Here is a 19,347-nt window from a genome sequence, read left to right as displayed (position 1 = left end):
GACCCTATACTGCGATTCAGTTTTGCAGACGGGGCAACAGTGGACACTTTACATGCGATGCGGGTCTTCGCCCGCGTGGTCGATGCCGGCAGCTTCACCGCCGCCGCCAATGCCCTGGGCCTGTCGACCGCCCAGGTCTCCCGCGTGGTCTCGGACCTGGAGGCCTTCCTGCAGGCACGGCTGTTGCACCGCACCACGCGGCGCCTGGCGCTGACCGAGACCGGCGAGCGCTACCTGCAGCGCTGCCGGGAAATCCTCCTCGACGTCGAGGAAGCCGAGGCCGAGGCCAACGGCGCGCACCTGCGCCCGCGCGGCCGGCTGCGGGTGCACTCGCTGACCGGGCTCGGCCAGCAGCATCTCATCCCGCTGATCTCGCGCTACTGCCAGCAGCACCCCGAGGTCTACATCGAGCTGACCCTGGCCCAGCGCCAGCCGGACATCCTCGAGGAAGGCCAGGACGTGGTCATCACCCGCGACCGCGAGTTGCCCGACTCCGAATACGTCGCCCAGACCCTCGGCAGCATCTACAGCGTGCTCTGCGCCAGCCCCGGCTACCTGGCCGAGCGCGGCACCCCGCGCGCCATCGAGGACCTGCGCGAGCACCGCTGCCTGCGCCTGCAGGACCCGACCTTCCCGGAAGGCTGGGCCTTCGAGGAAGACAACGAGGCGAGCGTGATCCGCCCGCGCGACACCTTCATGGTCAACGTCGCCGAGGCCCTGGCCGGGGCCGCTCGCGCCGGCATGGGCATCTGCCTGCTGCCCAGCTACGTGGCCGCGCCGGCGCTGCGCCAGGGTGAGCTGGTGCGCGTGCTGCCCGAGCGCAGCCTGCACGGGCGGCAGATCTTCGCGCTCTACCCGTCGCGGCGCTTCCTCGACGCCAAGATCCGCACCTGGGTGGAGTTCCTCAAGGAAGAACTGCCCAAGGTGTTCGATGCCGACGAGCAGGTGATGAACGATCCCGCGCACTGGGCCTGAAAACGGATTGTTGCTTTTTAGGCAATGGTTTATTGGTGCGCCGGCTATTTTTCCGCCTGTCACCGAGTCGTAACCTTTGCATCGCCCCCACTGAGCGGGGCCAATCAAAGGTTCGAAAATCATGTCCCGTAAACTTGTTGTTGCTGCCCTGCTGTCCGTTTGCTCGCTGTCCTTCGTGCAACTGAGCTTCGCCGAAGAGTCCCGACTGATGACCGACAAGATGGTGAAAGCCAACGAGGCCGCCATCGCCGCTGCCCAGCAGGCCTCCGACGCCGAGCGTACCGCCGGCAAGGCCGCTGCCCAGTCCAACGCCGATTCCTGATTGGCGTTACTTTCCCCCGGGAAGCCCGGAGCGTGAGCCGGTATTCCCAATGCCTTGCGCCGCATACGAAATGCGGCGTTTTTTTATCCCGGCGGGGGCGGCCATTCTTTCATTTTCTGAAAAAGTCTTTCGCCGTCTTCGCGCTTTATCGGAAATAGATAGGTCAATAGACTTGCCTTTATCTGCCGGGCTCTCCCGGCAGGCCCGACACGATCAGCCTGATGTGTCACCGAGGGGCGGTGACTGCGAACTTCCGCCCCTCACGCCAGCCGGTTCCTCCAACGCCGACTGGCCTTGCTTCCCGACGCCGATATCCGATTGCTCCAATCGACGTCTTCTTTCCGGCCGCTGCACTCAGCGGCCGTTTTTTTGCCCGGAAAAAACCTTCCTGCCCAACGGCCCGCCCTAGAGCGGCCGGGTTGTCGGCGCAGCGTAAATGTAGTGAATCGAACATAAACAAAGTATTTGCAATACTTTGAAATATTCACTACAAGACCAGGCACAACCTCCAAGGGAGCTGCCATGTCCAGCCTCAAAGACCGCCTGGCCGCGCCGGACGTCGCCCTGACGCCGGCCGAACGCAAGGTGCTGCGTGCCCTGCTCGACGACTACCCGCGCCTGGGCCTGGGCCCCATGGCGCGCCTGGCGCGGCAGGCGGGGGTCAGCGACCCGACCATCCTGCGCCTGGTGAAGAAGCTCGGCTTCGCCGGCTACGGCGAGTTCCAGGACGCCCTGCTGATCGAGGTGGACGACCGCCTGCGCTCGCCGCGCACCCTGCTCGCCGAACGCCGCGAGCGCATGGAGCATGACGACCCCTGGTCGAGCTACCTGGCCGACGCCTCGGACAAGCTGCAGCACACCCTGAACCTGACCCGCGCCGATGACATCCGCCTGCTCGGCGACTGGCTGCTCGACCCGCGCCTGCGCCTGTTCTGCCACGGTGGGCGCTTCAGCCGCTTCCTCGCCGGCTACCTGGTCACCCACCTGCGCCTGCTGCGCGGCGGCTGCCTGTGGCTGGACGACGGCATGGCGCTGCCCGACCTGCTGCACGACATGGACCGCCAGTCGCTGCTGGTGCTGTTCGACTACCGCCGCTACCAGGCCCAGGCCCAGCTCGTCGCGCAGACCGCCAAGGCCCGCGGCGCGCGGGTGGTGCTGTTCACCGACATCTACGCCTCGCCGCTGCGCGAGCTGGCCGACCTGATCGTCAGCGCGCCGGTGGAATCTCCCTCGCCGTTCGACTCGCTGGTGCCGGCCATGGCCCAGGTCGAGGCGCTCATCGCCAGCCTGGTAGCGCGCAGCGACAGCCAGCTCGACGAACGCCTGGACGGCATCGACCAACTGCGCGCCGCGTTCAACGCCCACCTGCTCGAGGAATGACCATGTTCAGCCTGCCCCACCCGTCGCCCCGCGACCTGCCGTACCGCCGCGGCGAAACCGCCATCCTCTTCGTCGACATGCAGAACGCCTGGGTCATCCCCGGCCGCGACGCCCACGTCGACGCGGACAAGGCCCGCTACTTCTATGAGCGCGTGCAGAACCAGGTCATCCCCAACCAGCAGCGCCTGCTGGCGGCCATGCGCGGCGCCGGGCAGAACGTGCTGCACACCATCATCGAAAGCCTCACCGCCGACGGCCGCGACCGCTCCCTGGACCACAAGCTGTCGGACATGCACCTGCCCAAGGGCCACCCCGACGCCCAGGTGATCGATGCGCTGGCGCCGGCCGAGAACGAGATCGTGCTGCCCAAGACCTCGTCCGGGGTCTTCAACTCCACCGCCATCGACTACGTGCTGCGCAACCTCGACGTGCGTCATCTGATCGTCTGCGGCGTGGTCACCGACCAGTGCGTGGACATGGCCGTGCGCGACGCCGCCGACCGCGGCTACCTGGTGACCCTGGTCGAGGACGCCTGCGCCACCCACACCGCCGAGCGCCACCAGGCCTGCCTGGAAGCCATCAAGGGCTATTGCTGGATCGCCGACACCGACGCGGTGCTGGCGCGTATCGCCGACCTCGCCTGACCGCGGAGCACGCCATGAGCCAAGCCACCGGGCCGCTGCACCTGAGCAGCTTCGTCACCACCGACCTCGCCGGCGTCACCCGCGGCCGCTCGCTGCCGGCCGCCGCGGTCGCCGAGCAACTGGCCAGCGGCTGCGGCTGGGTGCCGGCGAACAGCGCGCTGACGCCGCAGGACATCATCGCCGACGACAACCCCTGGGGCAGCCACGGCGACCTGCGCCTGCTGCCCGACCCCCAGGCGCGCCTGTACCTGGAGCAGGGCCCGGACCCGCTGGCGCCGCCGTTGGACTACTACCACGGCGACCTGGTGGAGACCGACGGCACGCCCTGGCCGGTGTGCCCGCGCACCCTGCTGCGCGAGGAGATCGCCCGCTACCGCGAGCTGGGCCTGCAGGTCACCGCCGCCTTCGAACACGAATTCACCCTGCTCGGCCTGCCCGAGGGCCCGGGCGGCGCCTTCTCGCTGCAGGCCCAGCGCGCCGCCGGCAACTTCCCGGGCTGGCTGATGGCCGCGCTGGAGCAGGCCGGCGCCGAACCGGAGATGTTCCTGCCCGAATACGGCCGCCTGCAGTACGAGGTGACCTGCCGCCCGACCCAGGGCGTGGCCGCCGCCGACCGCGCGGTGAACGTGCGTGAGCTGACCCGCGAGATCGCCCGGCAGATGGGCCTGGGCTCCTGCTTCTCGCCGCTGCGCGCACCGGGCGAAGTCACCAACGGCGTGCACCTGCACCTGAGCCTGCAGAGCCTCGACGGCGCCCCGCTGTTCTACGATGCCGAGCAGCCGGACAACCTCTCGCAGACCGCGCGCCACTGGGCCGCCGGCGTGCTGCGCCACCTGCCGGCGCTGTGCGCGCTGAGTGCGCCGACGGTCGTTTCCTACCTGCGCCTGAAGCCGCACCACTGGAGCGCCGCCTACGCCTGCCTTGGCCTGCGCAACCGCGAGGCGGCGCTGCGCATCTGCCCGGTGGTGAGCCTCGGCGGCAAGCCGCTGGCGCGCCAGTTCAACCTGGAATTCCGCCCGATGGACGCCACCGCCTCGCCGCACCTGGCCATGGCCGCGGTGCTCATCGCCGGCCGCCTGGGCCTGCAGGAGCGCCTGGCATTGAGCGCGGTCACCGACGTCGACCCGGACTCGCTGAGCGCCGCCGAGCGCGAGGCCCTGGGCATCCGCGCGCTGCCCGGCTCGCTGGAAGAAGCCCTGCAACTGCTGATGGACGATCACACGCTCTGCGCCCAGCTGCCGCCGGCGCTGCTGCAGACCTACTTCGCCATGAAGCGCCAGGAACTGGCGCTGACCCGCGACCTCACCGACGACCAGGTGTGCCAACGCTATGCCAGCCTCTACTGAAAGCGGGATCTACCGCGAGCCGCCGTTCCGCCTGCTCAACCCGCAGGGGCGCAGCCCGGTGCTGCTGGTCTGCGAGCACGCCAGCCGCTATATGCCGGCGGAGCTGGCGCAGCTCGGCCTCGACGACGCCGCGGCGCAGGAGCACATCGCCTGGGACATCGGCGCCCTGGCCCTGGCCGAGGCCCTGGCCGAGCGCCTCGACGCGCCGCTGCTGGCGGCCGGCTACTCGCGCCTGCTGATCGACCTGAACCGCCCGCTGGCGGCGCCGGACAGCATCCCCGAGCACAGCGAGGTCTACCCCATCCCCGGCAACCTGGGGCTGGGCGAGGCGAACCGCCGTGAACGCCAGGCGCGCCTGTTCGAGCCCTTCCACCGAGCCCTGGCCGAGCTGATCGACCAGCGCCAGGCGGCCGGGCAGCCGACGCGCATCGTCGGCGTGCACAGCTTCACCCCGAGCTACCGCGGCGTGCCGCGGCCGTGGATCGCCGGCGTGCTCTACGGCCGCGCCGAAGGCTATGCGCGGCGGATAGTCGACGGCCTGCGCCAGGGCGGCGGCGAGATCGGCGCCAACCAGCCCTACGACATCGACCCGGCCGAGGACATGACCGTGCCGGTGCACGGCGACGAGCGCGGCCTCGACGCCGTGCTCCTGGAAATCCGCAACGACGGGCTGCGCGAAGCCGCCGCCGTCCAGGCCTGGGCCGAGCGCCTGGCGCCCTGGCTGTAAGCCCCGGAACAAGAAACGCCGTCGCACTCGCGGCGCAGACAACAACGACAAAGCTGCCGAATCGAGAGGACTCCCCCATGGCCATCGAACAGTTTGGCTACCAGCAACAGCTCCGCCGCAGTCTTTCCCTGACCGACCTGGTCGTCTACGGGATGATCTTCATGATCCCCATCGCGCCCTTCGGCGTGTATGGCTGGGTCCACGCCGACTCCCAGGGTATGGTGCCCATGGCCTACCTGGTGGGCATGCTGGCGATGCTCTTCACCGCCCTGAGCTACGGCGCCATGGCCCGCGCCTTCCCCATCGCCGGCTCGGTCTACTCCTATGCCCAGCGCGGCATCCACCCGCACGTCGGCTTCCTCGCCGGCTGGGTGCTGCTGCTGGACTACCTGCTGATCCCGCCGCTGCTCTACGTGTTCAGCGCGCTGGCGCTCAACCACCTGTTCCCGGAAGTGCCGAAGCTGGTGTGGATGCTCGCCTTCCTGGTCTCGGCGACCCTGGTGAACCTGCGCGGCATCACCTTCGCCGCGCGCTTCAACCTGCTGTTCCTGATCGCCGAGATGATCGTCCTGGCGATCTTCCTGGTGGTCGGCTATCACGCCCTGGAAGGTGGCATGGGCAGCGGCCGGCTGACCCTGGCGCCGCTGTACCAGCCGGAGCACTTCGACCTCGGCCTGGTGATGAAGGCGGTGTCCATCGCCGTGCTGTCGTTCCTCGGCTTCGACGCCATCTCCACCCTCGCCGAGGAGGTCAAGGGCGACCCGGCCAAGCAGATCGGCCGCGCCTCGCTGATCGCGCTGTTCGTCATGGGCGGCATCTTCGTCCTGCAGACCTGGCTGGCCACCGACCTGGCCGCCGGCATGACCTTCCAGTCGGCCGACACCGCCTTCTACGAGATAGCCGAGGCCGCCGGTGGCAAGTGGCTGTCCACCCTGACCGCGGTGGCCACGGCGTTGGCCTGGGGCGTGACGGTGTCGATCACCTCCCAGGCGGCGGTGTCGCGGCTGCTCTACTCCATGGCCCGCGACGGCAAGCTGCCGCGGGTGCTGGCCAAGGTGCACACGCGCTATCAGACGCCCCACGTCAGCCTGTACCTGGTGGCGGTGCTGTCGCTGGGCATCGGCGTGGCCTTCCTCGACGCGCCGGACGTGCTCACCTCGCTGGTCAACTTCGGCGCGCTCACCGGCTTCTGCCTGCTGCACCTGGCGGTGATCAACCACTACTTCATCCGCCAGAAGAGCGGCAAGGTGGTGCGCCACCTGCTGTGCCCGCTGGTGGGCCTGGCGATCATCGGCTACGTGCTGGTCAGCATGAGCGCCGACGCCCAGTACCTGGGCCTGGCCTGGATCGCCGTGGGCCTGGTGTACCTGGCGGTGCTGCACAAGCGCGGCAAGGCCGGCGAGCTGGCAACAGGGTTGTGATCGCTGCGAGCATGGCTTCTCGTAGGAGCGAGCTTGCCCGCGAACAAACGCGGTGCCATGCGGTTCGCGAGCGCCTCACCAGGCCGCAACGCCCCTCCGGGCTTGCGCATAGGCGCTCAACCCTCCCCGCGAAACTCCCCCCGGCTCAACCCATGCCGCTGCATCTTCTCGTTGAGGGTGCGGCGCGGCAGGCCGAGCAGTTCCATCACCGCCTTGATGTCGCCCTTGCACTGGCTCAGGGCCTGGCGGATGCATTCGGCCTCGTAGGCTTCCATGCGTTCGAACAGGCCGCTGCCGGCCGGCGCTTCCAGTTGCGCCGCGCGGTCCAGGCCGAGCACGTGGCGTTCGGCGGCGTTGGCCAGTTCGCGCACGTTGCCCGGCCAGTCGTGGGCCAGTAGCCGCGCCAGTTCCGCGGTGCTCAGCGGCGGCGCTTCACGGCCGAGCTTCTCGCTGGCCAACTGGGCGAAATGCTCGAACAGCAGCGGGATGTCCTCGCGCCTTTCGCGCAGTGGCGGCAGGCGCAGCTCGGCGACGTTCAGGCGGTACACCAGGTCTTCGCGGAAACGCCCGGCGCGGGCCTCTTCCAGCAGGTCCGGCTTGGTCGCGGCGATCACCCGCAGGTCGACGCGGATGCTCTGGTTCGAGCCCAGGCGCTCCAGCTGCTGCTCCTGAAGCACGCGCAGCAGCTTGACCTGCTGGGCCAGCGGCATGCTCTCGATCTCGTCGAGGAACAGGCTGCCGCCGTTGGCGTGCTCCAGCTTGCCGATGCGCTTGCCCTGGGCGCCGGTGAAGGCGCCGCTCTCGTGGCCGAACAGCTCGCTCTCGAACAGCTGCTCGGGGATGGCCGCGCAGTTCAGCGCGACGAAGGGCTTGTCGGCGCGCGGGCCGAAGTCGTGCAGGCAGCGGGCGACCAGCTCCTTGCCGGCGCCGGTCTCGCCGCGGATCAGCACGTTCACCGGCGTGCCGGCCAGGGCCAGCACCTGGCGGCGCAGGGCTTCCATCGGCTTCGACACGCCGAGCAGGCGCGACTCCACCTGGTCCTTGAGTGTGGCCTGTTCACGCAACTGGCGGTTCTCCAGCACCAGGCGGCGCTTTTCCAGGGCGCGGCGCAGGCTGTCCAGCAGGCGCTCGGGGGTGAAGGGCTTCTCGATGAAGTCGTAGGCGCCGTCGCGCATGGCCTGCACCGCCATGGGCACGTCGCCGTGGCCGGTGACCATGATCACCGGCAGGTCGCGGTCCAGCTGCTGCAGGCGTTCGAGCAGGGCCAGGCCGTCCGTGCCGGGCATGCGCACGTCGCTGATCACCACGCCGGCGAAGCCGCGCTCCAGGTTCTTCAGGCACTCCTCGGCGCTCTTGCACAGGCGCACCGTGAAGCCGGACAGCTGCAGCCACTGCTGCACGGCTTCGCGGATGGCGGCTTCGTCATCGACGAAAATCACGTGTTCGGTCATGTCTCTTCGCTCGCGGCGGGCAGCACCAGGCGGAACAGCGCGCCGCCTTCGGGACGGTTGGCGGCCTCGAGGCGGCCGCCGAGTTCGTGGACGATGCCGTAGGATACCGCCAGTCCCAGGCCGAGTCCCTCGCCCACCGGCTTGGTGGTGAAGAAGGGATCGAAGACGTTGCCCAGGTGCTCGGCGGCGATGCCCGCGCCGTTGTCGGCGACTTCCAGAATCCAGTACGGGTCCTCGCGACGCAGCGCCACCCCGATGTGCGGGCGCTCGGCGCCGGCCACTGCGTCCAGGGCGTTGCGCAGCAGGTTGACCAGCACCTGCTCCAGGCGGATGGCGTCGCCCAGCACCCAGGCCGGCACGCTGAGCACCTGGCTGATCTCCACCTGCTCGGCGCGGATGCGCGGCGTCAGCAATTGCAGGGCCTGGTCCAGCACGTGGCCCAGTTCGATGCGTTCGCGCAGGCCGCCGGGGGTCTTGCGGGCGAAGGTCTTCAGGTGGCCGGTCAGCGCGGCCATGCGTTCCAGCAGGTCGTCCAGGCGCGCCAGCGCGGCGCGCGCCTCGTCGCTGCGCCCGGCGTCCAGCAGCAAGCGCACGCTGGCCAGGTGCATGCGCTGGGCGGTCAGCGGCTGGTTGATCTCATGGGCCAGGGCCGCCGACATCTGCCCCAGGGCCGCCAGCTTGGCGGCCTGCACCAGGCCGTCCTGGGCGGTTTTCAGGGCGGCGGTGCGCTGTTCCACCAGTTGCTCCAGTTCCTCGCGGCTGCGCTGGCGCAGGCGGGCGATGCGCCAGCGCTGTTGCAGCAGCAGGGCCAGGAACACCAGCGTCAGCCAGGCCCCGGCGGCGGCCAGGCGCGCGGTGGCGACGTCGCTCTGCACGCCGCGGGCGTCGCGCAGCAGGTGCAGGGTCCAGTCGTCGTCGGGCAGGCTCAGGGATTGCCAGAGGTAGTCGGTTTCATCGTCCTTGGCGCCGACGCGCACCAGGCGGCTGTCCTCGCCCAGCGGCTGCAGGGTGCGGTGCCGCAGCGGGCTCAGCGGCTGGCGGTCGTACTGGCGGGTCTGCGCCAGTTCCAGGCGGGCGAAAGTGTCCAGCGGCTGCAGCTCGCGGTAGCGCCAGCCGGGGTGGTTGGCGAGGAAGACGATGCCCTTGGTGTCGCTGACCAGCACCAGGTCGGGGGTCTGGCTCCACTGCTGTTCCAGGTCGGGGAACTCCAGCTTGACCACGATGGCGCCGAGGAAGCGCCCGGCCTCGTCGCGCACCGCGTTGGCCAGGAAGTAGCCGGGGATGCCGGTGGTCACGCCCACCGCGTAGAAGCGCCCGGTGCCCTGGGCGATGGTCTGGCGGAAGTAGGGGCGGAAGGCGTAGTTGTGGCCGACGTAGCTGGTCGGCAGGCGCCAGTTGCTGGCGGCCACGGCCAGGCCGTCGCGGTCGAGCAGTTCCAGGGTGGAGGAGCGCGCCGCGGCGTTGATCCGCTCCAGCTTCAGGTTCAGCGCCCGCTGCAGTTCACCCGCGACCGGGCCGGCCAGGGCCTGGCGCAGTTCCGGGTCCAGGGCCAGCACCGCCGGCAGGCTGCGGTAGCGTTCCAGCAGGGTGCGCAGCGAGCTGACGTACAGCCCCAGCTGCTCGTGGGCCGCCTCGGCCTCGGCGAGCAGCGAGCGGTGCCGCGCCTTCTCCCCGGCCCAGTACACCGACAGCAGCAGGCCGGCCAGCACCAGCAGGCTGGCGAGGATCAGGCGCAGGGGACGGCTCGGGCTCATGGCGCTCGGTGCGGGTTGGCGGAGCGCGACCATAGCACGTCCGGGCACTGGTCCGGCGCGGCCGCGGGTCGCTACACTGCGCGACCCTCGAGGAGAACGTCCGATGCAGCTGATCGCCTGGTCCCATTCCTGTTCCGCCGGCTTCACCCTGCGTGGCTGGCGCAGCGAACCCAGCGGCAAGCCGTTGCTGCACTTCCTGCATGGCAATGGTTTCTGCGGGCGTGCCTACGAGCCGATGCTCAAGCACCTGGCGCGGGACTTCGACCTCTGGCTGTGCGACGTCCAGGGCCACGGCGACAGCGACCACGGCGGGCGCTTCCACGGCTGGAACCGCAACGCCGAGATGGCCGTGGAGGCCTTCGAGGCTGGCCGCGCGGTCTACGGCGAGGTGCCGCGCTACGCCTGCGGGCACAGCTTCGGAGGGGTGCTCAGCAGCCTGATCCTGGCGCGCCATCCGCGGCTGTTCGAACGCGCGGCGCTGCTCGACCCGGTGCTGTTCACCCCGGCGATGATCGGCGTGATGGCGCTGTCCGAGGTGCTCGGCCTGCACGAGCGCCGGGCCATGGTGCAGAAGGCCAGGGCGCGGCGCAGCCAGTGGCCGGACCGCGCCGCCGCCTACGCCGGCCTGCACGGCCGCGGCATCTTCAAGGGCTGGACCGACGAGGCGCTATGGGCCTACGTGGAGAACGCCATCAAGGCGGTGGACGACGGCGTCGAGCTGAAATGCCGGCCGAGCCGCGAGGCGGAAATCTTCAGCTCCTTCCCCAAGCGCCTGTGGCCGTCGCTGGCGAAAGTGAGCACGCCGACCCTGGTGCTGTTCGGCGAGCAGACCTACCCCTTCGTGCCCAGGTCGGTGGCCCGCTGGTGCGCGCAGAACACCCACGTCGGCGGGCAGAGCGTCGCCGGCGGGCATTGCTTCATGCAGGAATATCCACAGGACAGCGCCGAGCGGGTGGCGCGCTTCCTGCTCGGGCACGAGTAGCTAGTCGCCGACCTTCTTGTCGGCGTGGTTGCGCCGCCACTCGTCCAGTCGCACCACCTCGGCCTTGTGCCGCGGCGCCTGCGGCTCGGCCGCGGGCGCCGGCAGGGCCTGGGCGATCTCCACCACCGCGCGCACCTCGTGGGGCTCGGGGTGGAAGCGGAAGGGCTCCAGCTCGATCGGGCCGGGGCGCTGGCCGAGCATGGTGATGCTGCCGTCGTAGCGGTCCTGGCCGCTGGCGGTGAACTCGAAGCCGTATTCCCGAGCCAGGCAGAGCATGCCGTTGGCGCCGCGGCGCAGACGCAGGCGACGCAGGGCGACGTTCTCGTCGAGCAGCTCCACCCCCTGCCGCGCGCAGTGCTGGCGCGCCAGCTGCAGGGCGCGCTCGCGGATGCCGTGGGCGCGCCACCACCAGGCGGCGGCCGTGGCCAGCAGGAGGAATACGAAAAGGTTGCCCAAGGTCACTTCAAGGCTCCGCTCGGGAAGAGGCGCTCCAGCTTACCGAGTCTGTAGGAAAGCGGCGAGAGCCGCCGGTTCCCAGGTGGTGATTTGCGCCCCATACTGACACATCCAGTTGCAGGAATTCGTCATGTCGTCGCGCACTCCCCACGTCCTCGCCATCCAGTCCCACGTCGTCTTCGGCCATGCCGGCAACAGCGCCGCCGTGTTCCCGATGCGCCGCGTCGGGGTGAACGTCTGGCCGCTGCACACCGTGCAGTTCTCCAACCATACCCAGTATGGCCACTGGACCGGCCAGGTGCTGCCGCCGGAGCAGATTCCGGCGCTGGTGGAGGGCATCGCCGCCATCGGCGAGCTGGGCAACTGCGACGCCGTGCTTTCCGGCTACCTGGGCAGCGCCGCCCAGGGCCGCGCGATCCTCGAGGCGCTGGCGCGCATCCGCGAGGCCAACCCGCGGGCGATCTACCTGTGCGACCCGGTGATGGGCCATCCGGAGAAGGGCTGCATAGTGGCCCCGGAAGTCGGCGAGTTCCTGCTCCAGGAAGCCGCCGCGGTGGCCGACTACCTGTGCCCCAACCAGCTGGAGCTGGACAGCTTCTGCCAGCGCAGCCCGCAATCCCTGGAGGATTGCGTGGAGATGGCGCGCAGCCTGCTGGCGCGCGGCCCGAAGGCGGTGCTGGTGAAGCACCTGAACTACCCGGGCAAGCCGTCGGACGCCTTCGAGATGCTGCTGGTCAGCGCCGAGGGCAGCTGGCACCTGCGCCGCCCGCTGCTGGCCTTCCCGCGGCAGCCGGTGGGCGTCGGCGACCTGACCTCCGGCCTGTTCCTGGCCCGCCTGCTGCTGGGCGAGGCGCCCTGCACGGCCTTCGAGTTCACCGCCGCGGCGGTGCACGAAGTGCTGCTGGAGACCCAGCACTGCGGCAGCTACGAGCTGGAACTGGTGCGCGCCCAGGACCGCATCGCCCACCCGCGGGTGCGTTTCGAGGCGAAGGCGATCTGAGGGAGGCGTCAGGCCCTGTCGTCGAGGCGGGGCCGAAAGCGCTCGGCACCCGCCGCGAACTCAAGCGGACTGCGGCAACCCATCCGGCTGCGGCGCAGGGGTGTCGTGCTGCTGCTCGACGCGCTGGTACATGCCCTGGGCGATCTCGCGTTCGCCCATGATCACCAGGTTGGCGCCGTTCTGTTCCAGGTATTCCACCTCGGCGTCGAAGTGCGCGCGGGCGATGATGTCCAGCTCGGGGTTGGCCGCACGGGCGCGGCTGGCGATCTGCCCGGCTTCGAAGCCGTTGGGGATGGCGATCAGCAGCCAGCGCGCCGTGGTGATGTTGGCCAGGGCCAGCACTTCCGGGTTGGCGGCGTTGCCGACCACCACGCTCAGGCCGCGCTCGCGCAGTTCGGCGGCCTTCTCGCGCTTGTCCTCGATCACCACCAGCGGCGTGCCGTCCTTCTGCAGGCGCGCGCTGACCAGTTCGCCGACGCGGCCGTGGCCGATGAGGATGGCGTGCTCGTGTTCGCGCACCGGCGGCGGCAGGTCCTCGTCCTGCGCTTGCGCCTCGCTGGGCTGGGCGCCTTCCTTGCGCGCCTGCAGGCGCTCGATGGCGATGAACAGCAGCGGGTTGACCAGGATCGACAGGATGGCGCCGGCCAGCACCAGGTCGCGGCCCTGCTCGGGTAGCAGTTCGAGGGTCACGCCCAGGCCGACCAGGATGAAGGAGAACTCGCCGATCTGCGCCAGGCTGGCGGCGATGGTCAGCGCGGTGCTGTTGGGGTGGCCGAACAGGCGCACGATGACGTAGGCGGCCACCGACTTGCCGAAGACGATGACCAGGAAGGTGGCCAGCACCGGCAGCGGCTCGTGAATCAGGATCGCCGGGTTGAACAGCATGCCCACTGAGACGAAGAACAGCACGGCGAAGGCGTCGCGCAGGGGCAGCGAGTTTTCCGCCGCCTCGTGGCTGAGTTCGGATTCGTTGAGGATCATCCCGGCGAAGAAGGCGCCGAGGGCGAAGGACACGCCGAACACCACCGCCGAGCCGGTGGCGATGCCCAGGGCGATGGCCAGCACGGCGAGGGTGAACAGCTCGCGCGAGCCGGTCGCGGCGATCTTCTCCAGGGCCCAGGGCACCACGCGGCGGCCGCCGAGGATCATCACCGCGACGAAGGCCACCACCTTGCCCAGGGTCAGCAGGATCGGCAGCAGGATGCCGCCGCTGGCGCCGTCCTCGGCCTTGCCGCCGAGGGTGCCGGCCAGCGCCGGCAGCAGCACCAGGGTGAGGACCATGGCCAGGTCCTCGACGATCAGCCAGCCGATGGCGATGCGCCCGCGCTTGGTGTCGATCAGCTGGCGTTGCTCCAGGGCGCGCAGCAGCACCACGGTGCTGGCCACCGACAGCGCCAGGCCGAACACCAGGCCGCCGCCCAGCGGCCAGCCCATCATCCAGGCCAGGCCCATGCCGAGCAGGGTGGCCACGCCGATCTGCACCACCGCGCCGGGGATGGCGATGGCCTTCACCGAAAGCAGGTCTTTCAACGAGAAGTGCAGGCCGACGCCGAACATCAGCAGGATCACCCCCAGTTCGGCGATTTCCGTCGACAGCGCCTGGTCGGCGACGTAGCCGGGGGTGAAGGGCCCGGCCAGCACGCCGGCCAGCAGGTAGCCGACCAGCGGCGAGATGCGCAGGCGGTTGGCCAGGGCGCCGAGGATGAAGGCCAGCACGAAGCCGACGGCGAGGGTGGTCAGTAGCGGTGTGTGGTGCATGGTCTGGGCTCCGGGCACGCAGGGAACCGCCGCCCCGGGAGGGTGGTGGTTCGAAGGTGGATCACGGGGGCAAACCCGCGGATTGGGCAAGTCTAGGCGCTGGCGAGGCTTTCGGCCTTGCCAACGCACAAGGTTAACTCGTTGACGCGCCGGACTTTTTCAGCGGCACTTGAGAAATCTTGTCAAGAAATGTCGGCATCCTTGTCCCATTCTTCACGAATTGCCTGGTAACGCTGCTCAAGTTCCTGGCGCAGCTGGCGACGCTGCTGGGCCTGGGCGAAACGCCGGCGCTCCTCCCGGGTGACCGGCTGCAGCGGCGGCACGGCGGTGGGTTTGCGCTCGTCGTCCAGCGCCACCATGGTGAAGAAGCAGCTGTTGGTGTGGCGCACGGATTTCTCGCGGATGTTCTCGGTGACCACCTTCACGCCGATCTCCATGGAGGTGCGGCCGGTGTAGTTGACCGAGGCGAGGAAGGTCACCAGTTCGCCGACGTGGATCGGCTCGCGGAAGATCACCTGGTCGACCGAGAGGGTCACCACGTAGTGGCCGGCGTAGCGGCTGGCGCAGGCGTAGGCGACCTCGTCGAGGTACTTGAGCAGGGTGCCGCCGTGGACGTTGCCGGAGAAGTTGGCCATGTCCGGGGTCATCAGGACGGTCATGCTGAGTTGGTGGTTGCCGGGTTCCATATCGCTCTCGCAAGGCGGGTGGGGGGTGCCAAGACTGGACGCACTGCGCCCAGCCCCGCGACACACTCTTTTCTATACCCCCCATTGGCCCCGGCGAACAGGGGCGCGCGCCAATCGCCGGGCGATTGGCGCGCGGCGCGGCTCAGCGGCCGGCGGAAAGGCCGAAGTCGATGGCCAGGTCGGCGCCGGTGATGGCTTCGGATTGCGGGCCGCAGAGGTACCAGACCAGGTCGGCGACCTCTTCCGGGCGGATGAAGCGCGCTTCCTTGCCCTGTGGATAATCCCGCAGCAGGCCGAGCTTGTAGGCGGCGGGGTTGCCCTGGCCGTAGCGCTCGGCCTGGTAGTCGAGCATGGGCGTGGCGATGTCGGCCGGGGAGATGGCGTTGACGCGCACGCCGTCCGCGGCCAGTTCCAGGGCCAGGGTGCGGGTGAGCATGGTCAGCGCCGCCTTGCTCGCGCAGTAGGCCGCCGAGCCGCGGTAGGCCTGGCGCCCGGAGTCGCTGGAGATGTTCACGATGCAGCCGCGGTTGTCCTTGAGGTAGGGCGTGGCGGCCTGGCACATGTAGAACGCGGCCTTGAGGTTGACCCCCAGGACCAGGTCGAAGTCGTCCTCGTTGAAGTTCTCCACCGGGCCCTCGCGCCAGACCCCGGCGGCGTTGACCAGCGCGTCCAGGCGGCCGGTGCGGGCGAGGATGTCCGCCACCAGGCTCTGGCAGTTGTCCGCCCGGCGCAGGTCGGCCACGGCGCTGGCATCCAGCGGCACCTGGGCGTTGAGCGCGTGCAGCCCGCTCTTGTCGACGTCGGTGGCGGCGATGCGCCAGTGGCTCTGGGCGAAGCGCTTGGCGATGGCCTTGCCGAGGCCGCCGGCGGCCCCGGTGATCAGAACAACGGGTGTGCTCATTGACTGAGTGATCTCCCTGCCTGATAGGGAAACGGCGCGCCGTCAGGCAGTGGCGGCACGCCGCAAGGAAGAGGGCCGCACGGGCGGCCCTCTGTCTCTACTGACCAAGAAAAGACCAGAATCTTCGCTTTGCCAGGGTAATTTTTTCGTAAATCCCGCTGGAGCTTTCGTAGGCGACTGATGGTCGCCGTGGCTCAGGCGTGGTGCAGGTACCAGCGCCAGTCCTGCTCGCCGACCTCGCCCATGAACTGGCGGTATTCCTCCCACTTGATGGCCAGGAACACCTTGAGGAACTCCTCGCCCAGCGCCTTGCGGGCCCAGCTGGAGGCCTCCAGGGCGCGCAGCGCGGTGAGCCAGTCGGTGGGCAGGAACTCGCGGGCCTGCTCGTAGCCGTTGCCCTCGATGGCCGCGCCCGGGTCGAGCTGTTCGCGGATGCCCTTGTGGATGCCGGCGAGAATCGCCGCGGCGGCCAGGTAGGGGTTGGCGTCGGCGCCACAGATGCGGTGCTCGATGTGCCGGCTCTTGGCCGGGCCGCCAGGCACGCGGAAGGACACGGTGCGGTTGTTCACCCCCCAGCTCTTGGCCAGCGGCGCGTAGCTGTTGGCCTGGAAGCGGCGGAAGGAATTGGCGTTGGGGCAGAAGATGGCCAGGGAGTCGAGCAGGGTGGCCATCATGCCGCCGATGGAGTGCCGCAGCAGCGGCGTGCCCTGGGGGCCTTCAAGGTCGGAAAGCTCGCTGGCGTAGAGGTTGCTGCCCTGTTCGTCGGCCAGGCTGACGTGCAGGTGCATACCGCTGCCGGCACGGTCGCCGAACGGCTTGGCCATGAAGCAGGCCTGCAGCCCGTGCTTGTTGGCCACGCCCTTGACCAGGCGCTTGTAGCGCACGCCTTCGTCGATGGCCTGGAGCACGTCGAAGCGGTGCTCCAGGGTCAGTTCCAGCTGGCCGGGGGCGTATTCGGAGATGGCCGTGCGCACCGGCAGGCCCTGGGCCTCGCAGGCGGCGTAGAGGTCGTCGAGGAAGGGCTGTACCTGTTCCAGCTCGTACACGCCGTAGACCTGCGGCGCCTGCGGGCGCACGCCGTTCATCTGCAGCGCCGGCTGCGGGCGGCCCTGGGCGTCGCGCTGCTTGTCCAGCAGGTAGAACTCCAGCTCCACCGCCATCACCGGGTGCAGGCCCTCGGCCTTGAGCCGCTCGACCACGCGCACCAGCGCCTGGCGCGGGTCCGCCGGGGTGGCCGGCAGGCCCTGGGTCGGGTGCATGCTGACCTGCAGCTGGCCGGTAGGCGAGCTGCGCCAGGGCTGCAGGGTCAGGCTGCCGGGCAGCGGGTAGGTCCAGCAGTCGGCGTCGGCGACTTCCCAGACCAGCCCGGTGCCTTCGACGTCCTCGCCCTGCACGGTGAGCGCGAGGATCGAACTGGGCAGCGGCCGGCCGTTGTCGTAGATGGCCAGCAGCTCGTCGCGGTGCAGCAGCTTGCCGCGCGGGATGCCGTTGGCGTCGATGATGAACAGCTCGATGCTGCGTACCTCGGGGTGCGCGGCGAGGAAGGCTTCGGCTTCCTTTCGATCGGCGAATTGCATGATGGTCCTCGGTTGGCGCTTGGCGCCGGGGATTTTTGCTTTTCGTAGGAGCGAGGGGGACGCCTAGTTCTTGCTCGCGAACCCGCCCCGCTGCGGATTTGCAAAGAGCGTTCGCGAGCAAGCTCGCTCCTACAGGTTCGGGTGCAGCTGTGGTGATGGGTATCGCAAGCTCAACCCATCCTACGAAGAGCAGTGCTTCCTGGAACCGTAGGAGCGGATTCATCCGCGATCCGCCGGCAGGCGGCGGAAGGCATCGCGGACGGAGTCCGCTCCTGCGACGGTATTTCGGGTGGGCCCAGGGGCGCGTTGCATCAAGCTTCCCGCGCGCCAGGAATCGCCAGCAGCTCGGTGATGCCCGCGTCGAGGGTATCGATCAGGTGGTCGACGTCGGCTTCGCTGGTGTCCGGGCAGCACAGGGTCATGTTGTGGAACGGCGTGATCAGGATGCCGCGGTTGATCAGGTATAGGTGCAGGGCCATCTGCAGTTCGTCGTGGAAGGCCGCTTCGGCCTCGGCGCCGGTGCGTGGCGAGACCGGGCAGAACTGGAATTCGCTGCGCGCGCCCAGCTCGGTCACCGACCACTTCAGGCCGTGCTTGGCGATCAGCCGGCGGAAGCCGTCGGCCAGGCGCCTGGCCAGCGGCAGCATGTACTCGTAGGCGGCCTGGGTCATCACCTGTTCCAGGTTGGCGCGCATGCAGTGCATGGCCAGGGCGTTGGCCGAGAGGGTGGTGCCCATGCCGCTGTGGCCGTGGCCATGGCTGTCTTCCTGGGCCTTCTGCCGCGAGGCGAGCATCTTCTCGGCCATTTCCGCGCTGCAGCCGAAGATGCCGCAGGGCACGCCGCCGGCGATCGGCTTGCCGACCACGAAGAAGTCCGGGTCGAGGTTCCACAGTTTCGTGCAGCCGCCGATGCCGGTGGAGATGGTGTGGGTTTCGTCGATGATCAGCAGCGCGCCGTACTTGCGCGTCAGCTCACGGCACTTCTGCAGGAAGCCCGGATCGGGCAGGACCATGCCGATGTTGGTCATCGCCGGCTCGCACAGCAGGGCGCAGACGTCGCCTCTGGCCAGCGCGGCTTCCAGCGCTTCGACGTCGTTGAAGGGGATGGAGCGGCTGTACTGGGTCAGGTCGTAGGCCTGGCCGACCAGGCCGGAGCGCGGCACGGTCTCGCCGTCGCGGTAGCGCACCATGACGTCGTCGACGGTGCCGTGGTAGCAGCCGTCGAACACCAGCAGGGTGTTGCGCCCGGTGACGGCGCGGGCCCAGCGCAGCACGTAGCGGTTGGAGTCGGTGGCGGTGGCGGTGACCTGCCAGAATGGCAGGCCGAAGCGCGCGGCCAGCAGTTCGCCGCAGACCACGGCGTCTTCGCCCGGGAGCATGGTGGTCAGGCCGTTGTTGGCCTGCTCGGCGATGGCGCGGGCCACCGGGTCCGGCGAGTGGCCGAACATGGTGCCGGTGTCGCCCAGGCAGAAGTCGACGTACTCGTGGCCGTCGACGTCGTAGAAGCGGGCGCCCTTGGCGCGCTCGACGAACAGCGGGCAGGGGGTGGACCAGTCGGCCATCCAGTGCATGGGCACGCCGGCGTACAGCGAGTTGCGCGCGCGCTCGGCCAGGGCCACGGATTTCGGGTTCTGTTCCAGGAAGCGTTGGCGTTCGCGGGCGGTGAATAGATCCACGGCCTGTTGGGCGATTCCGCTGGCGGTCATCTTGCACACCTCGTTTGTTTTTTTGCACATCTTCCGTTTGTGATCACAAAAAAGTCAATACATGCTGCGGGACGCCTGTTAATCTTTCTTCTCAACAGAATTTGTGATCACAAACCAGAATGGCTCATGGGAGCGCACTGGCAAGGCCGGGTGGCGCTCGCCGCGAATGCCTGATCGGAACAAGGGAAAAGATGATGACGCACAACTGCAGCCTGACCTTCGCCCAACTGCCGGCGCCGCCGGCCCGCGCGGAGTGACGCC

General features: G+C 69.1%; 17 protein-coding genes. 9 read left to right on the top strand and 8 right to left on the bottom strand.

Going from position 1 to position 19,347, the window contains the following annotated elements; all coding sequences use genetic code 11:
* The first annotated feature begins 39 nt into the window (after positions 1–39).
* The 7 genes from M8R19_RS14910 to M8R19_RS14880 all read left to right on the top strand — a co-directional run bounded on the left by M8R19_RS14910 (position 40) and on the right by M8R19_RS14880 (position 6,815).
* Positions 40–975 (top strand): LysR family transcriptional regulator, encoded by a 936-nt coding sequence (locus tag M8R19_RS14910; protein ID WP_249918174.1) that lies wholly within the window; start codon positions 40–42, stop codon positions 973–975.
* A gap of 121 nt (positions 976–1,096) precedes the next feature.
* The gene (locus M8R19_RS14905) at positions 1,097–1,297 is read left to right on the top strand and encodes a hypothetical protein (protein ID WP_009614826.1); all 201 of its coding nucleotides are present in this window, start codon (positions 1,097–1,099) and stop codon (positions 1,295–1,297) included.
* A gap of 522 nt (positions 1,298–1,819) precedes the next feature.
* Positions 1,820–2,677 (top strand): MurR/RpiR family transcriptional regulator, encoded by an 858-nt coding sequence (locus M8R19_RS14900; RefSeq protein ID WP_043269847.1) that lies wholly within the window; start codon positions 1,820–1,822, stop codon positions 2,675–2,677.
* A gap of 2 nt (positions 2,678–2,679) precedes the next feature.
* Entirely contained in the window at positions 2,680–3,321 is a 642-nt protein-coding gene (locus M8R19_RS14895; RefSeq protein WP_249918173.1) for a cysteine hydrolase family protein, read from the top strand.
* Positions 3,322–3,335: 14 nt separating this feature from the next.
* Positions 3,336–4,667 carry a glutamine synthetase family protein gene (locus M8R19_RS14890; RefSeq protein WP_249918172.1) on the top strand — a complete coding sequence of 444 codons (1,332 nt, stop codon included), beginning with the start codon at positions 3,336–3,338 and terminating at the stop codon, positions 4,665–4,667.
* On the top strand, positions 4,651–5,394 hold the full coding sequence (locus M8R19_RS14885; protein ID WP_249918171.1) for an N-formylglutamate amidohydrolase: 744 nt from the start codon (positions 4,651–4,653) through the stop codon (positions 5,392–5,394). Before M8R19_RS14890 ends, M8R19_RS14885 begins: the two co-directional genes overlap by 17 nt.
* A gap of 77 nt (positions 5,395–5,471) precedes the next feature.
* Complete coding sequence (locus M8R19_RS14880) at positions 5,472–6,815, top strand: APC family permease (protein ID WP_249918170.1); 1,344 nt, start codon at positions 5,472–5,474, stop codon at positions 6,813–6,815.
* A 116-nt stretch (positions 6,816–6,931) separates the two neighbouring features.
* On the opposite strand, the gene mifR is transcribed toward M8R19_RS14880, so the two are convergent.
* On the bottom strand, positions 6,932–8,266 hold the full coding sequence (gene mifR / locus M8R19_RS14875; protein WP_043269838.1) for a two-component system response regulator MifR: 1,335 nt from the start codon (positions 8,264–8,266) through the stop codon (positions 6,932–6,934).
* Positions 8,263–10,020, bottom strand: coding sequence for a sensor histidine kinase (locus M8R19_RS14870; protein ID WP_074980589.1), 1,758 nt, complete (start codon positions 10,018–10,020; stop codon positions 8,263–8,265). The genes mifR and M8R19_RS14870 overlap by 4 nt, the downstream gene beginning before the upstream one ends.
* Positions 10,021–10,123: 103 nt before the next feature.
* Between M8R19_RS14870 and M8R19_RS14865 the strand changes: the two genes are divergently transcribed.
* On the top strand, positions 10,124–11,002 hold the full coding sequence (locus M8R19_RS14865) for an alpha/beta fold hydrolase (protein WP_249918169.1): 879 nt from the start codon (positions 10,124–10,126) through the stop codon (positions 11,000–11,002).
* On the opposite strand, the gene M8R19_RS14860 is transcribed toward M8R19_RS14865, so the two are convergent.
* Positions 11,003–11,464 carry a DUF3301 domain-containing protein gene (locus tag M8R19_RS14860; RefSeq protein WP_074980591.1) on the bottom strand — a complete coding sequence of 154 codons (462 nt, stop codon included), beginning with the start codon at positions 11,462–11,464 and terminating at the stop codon, positions 11,003–11,005.
* 124 nt (positions 11,465–11,588) lie between these two features.
* Between M8R19_RS14860 and pdxY the strand changes: the two genes are divergently transcribed.
* Positions 11,589–12,458 (top strand): pyridoxal kinase PdxY, encoded by an 870-nt coding sequence (pdxY, locus tag M8R19_RS14855; protein ID WP_249918168.1) that lies wholly within the window; start codon positions 11,589–11,591, stop codon positions 12,456–12,458.
* Positions 12,459–12,518: 60 nt separating this feature from the next.
* Here the strand turns inward: pdxY and ybaL are convergent, their stop codons facing one another.
* The 5 genes from ybaL to M8R19_RS14830 all read right to left on the bottom strand — a co-directional run bounded on the left by ybaL (position 12,519) and on the right by M8R19_RS14830 (position 19,086).
* Entirely contained in the window at positions 12,519–14,216 is a 1,698-nt protein-coding gene (gene ybaL / locus M8R19_RS14850; RefSeq protein ID WP_074980593.1) for a YbaL family putative K(+) efflux transporter, read from the bottom strand.
* 182 nt (positions 14,217–14,398) lie between these two features.
* Positions 14,399–14,902: an acyl-CoA thioesterase gene (locus M8R19_RS14845; RefSeq protein ID WP_009614849.1), complete on the bottom strand. Its 504-nt coding sequence runs from the start codon at positions 14,900–14,902 to the stop codon at positions 14,399–14,401.
* A gap of 142 nt (positions 14,903–15,044) precedes the next feature.
* The gene (locus M8R19_RS14840; RefSeq protein WP_043269825.1) at positions 15,045–15,803 is read right to left on the bottom strand and encodes an SDR family NAD(P)-dependent oxidoreductase; all 759 of its coding nucleotides are present in this window, start codon (positions 15,801–15,803) and stop codon (positions 15,045–15,047) included.
* 194 nt (positions 15,804–15,997) lie between these two features.
* Positions 15,998–17,380 (bottom strand): glutamine synthetase family protein, encoded by a 1,383-nt coding sequence (locus tag M8R19_RS14835; RefSeq protein ID WP_249918167.1) that lies wholly within the window; start codon positions 17,378–17,380, stop codon positions 15,998–16,000.
* A 311-nt stretch (positions 17,381–17,691) separates the two neighbouring features.
* Complete coding sequence (locus tag M8R19_RS14830) at positions 17,692–19,086, bottom strand: aspartate aminotransferase family protein (protein WP_249918166.1); 1,395 nt, start codon at positions 19,084–19,086, stop codon at positions 17,692–17,694.
* Positions 19,087–19,347 lie beyond the last annotated feature (261 nt).

This window comes from Pseudomonas sp. R3.Fl (assembly GCF_023516765.1).
Taxonomy (GTDB): Bacteria; Pseudomonadota; Gammaproteobacteria; order Pseudomonadales; family Pseudomonadaceae; genus Pseudomonas; species Pseudomonas citronellolis.
The sequence above is the reverse complement of the archived record's forward strand: the minus strand, read 5'-3'. Positions and strand labels throughout refer to the sequence as shown.

What these genes read in the sequence shown, in the direction of transcription:
- M8R19_RS14865 (WP_249918169.1), top strand. Translation starts at nt 10,124, where the DNA reads ATGCAGCTGATCGCCTGGTCCCATTCCTGTTCCGCCGGCTTCACCCTG.
- M8R19_RS14885 (WP_249918171.1), top strand. Translation starts at nt 4,651, where the DNA reads ATGCCAGCCTCTACTGAAAGCGGGATCTACCGCGAGCCGCCGTTCCGC.
- M8R19_RS14870 (WP_074980589.1), bottom strand. Translation starts at nt 10,020, where the DNA reads ATGAGCCCGAGCCGTCCCCTGCGCCTGATCCTCGCCAGCCTGCTGGTG.
- mifR (WP_043269838.1), bottom strand. Translation starts at nt 8,266, where the DNA reads ATGACCGAACACGTGATTTTCGTCGATGACGAAGCCGCCATCCGCGAA.
- ybaL (WP_074980593.1), bottom strand. Translation starts at nt 14,216, where the DNA reads ATGCACCACACACCGCTACTGACCACCCTCGCCGTCGGCTTCGTGCTG.
- M8R19_RS14845 (WP_009614849.1), bottom strand. Translation starts at nt 14,902, where the DNA reads ATGGAACCCGGCAACCACCAACTCAGCATGACCGTCCTGATGACCCCG.
- M8R19_RS14840 (WP_043269825.1), bottom strand. Translation starts at nt 15,803, where the DNA reads ATGAGCACACCCGTTGTTCTGATCACCGGGGCCGCCGGCGGCCTCGGC.
- M8R19_RS14900 (WP_043269847.1), top strand. Translation starts at nt 1,820, where the DNA reads ATGTCCAGCCTCAAAGACCGCCTGGCCGCGCCGGACGTCGCCCTGACG.
- pdxY (WP_249918168.1), top strand. Translation starts at nt 11,589, where the DNA reads ATGTCGTCGCGCACTCCCCACGTCCTCGCCATCCAGTCCCACGTCGTC.
- M8R19_RS14895 (WP_249918173.1), top strand. Translation starts at nt 2,680, where the DNA reads ATGTTCAGCCTGCCCCACCCGTCGCCCCGCGACCTGCCGTACCGCCGC.
- M8R19_RS14905 (WP_009614826.1), top strand. Translation starts at nt 1,097, where the DNA reads ATGTCCCGTAAACTTGTTGTTGCTGCCCTGCTGTCCGTTTGCTCGCTG.
- M8R19_RS14835 (WP_249918167.1), bottom strand. Translation starts at nt 17,380, where the DNA reads ATGCAATTCGCCGATCGAAAGGAAGCCGAAGCCTTCCTCGCCGCGCAC.
- M8R19_RS14890 (WP_249918172.1), top strand. Translation starts at nt 3,336, where the DNA reads ATGAGCCAAGCCACCGGGCCGCTGCACCTGAGCAGCTTCGTCACCACC.
- M8R19_RS14880 (WP_249918170.1), top strand. Translation starts at nt 5,472, where the DNA reads ATGGCCATCGAACAGTTTGGCTACCAGCAACAGCTCCGCCGCAGTCTT.
- M8R19_RS14830 (WP_249918166.1), bottom strand. Translation starts at nt 19,086, where the DNA reads ATGACCGCCAGCGGAATCGCCCAACAGGCCGTGGATCTATTCACCGCC.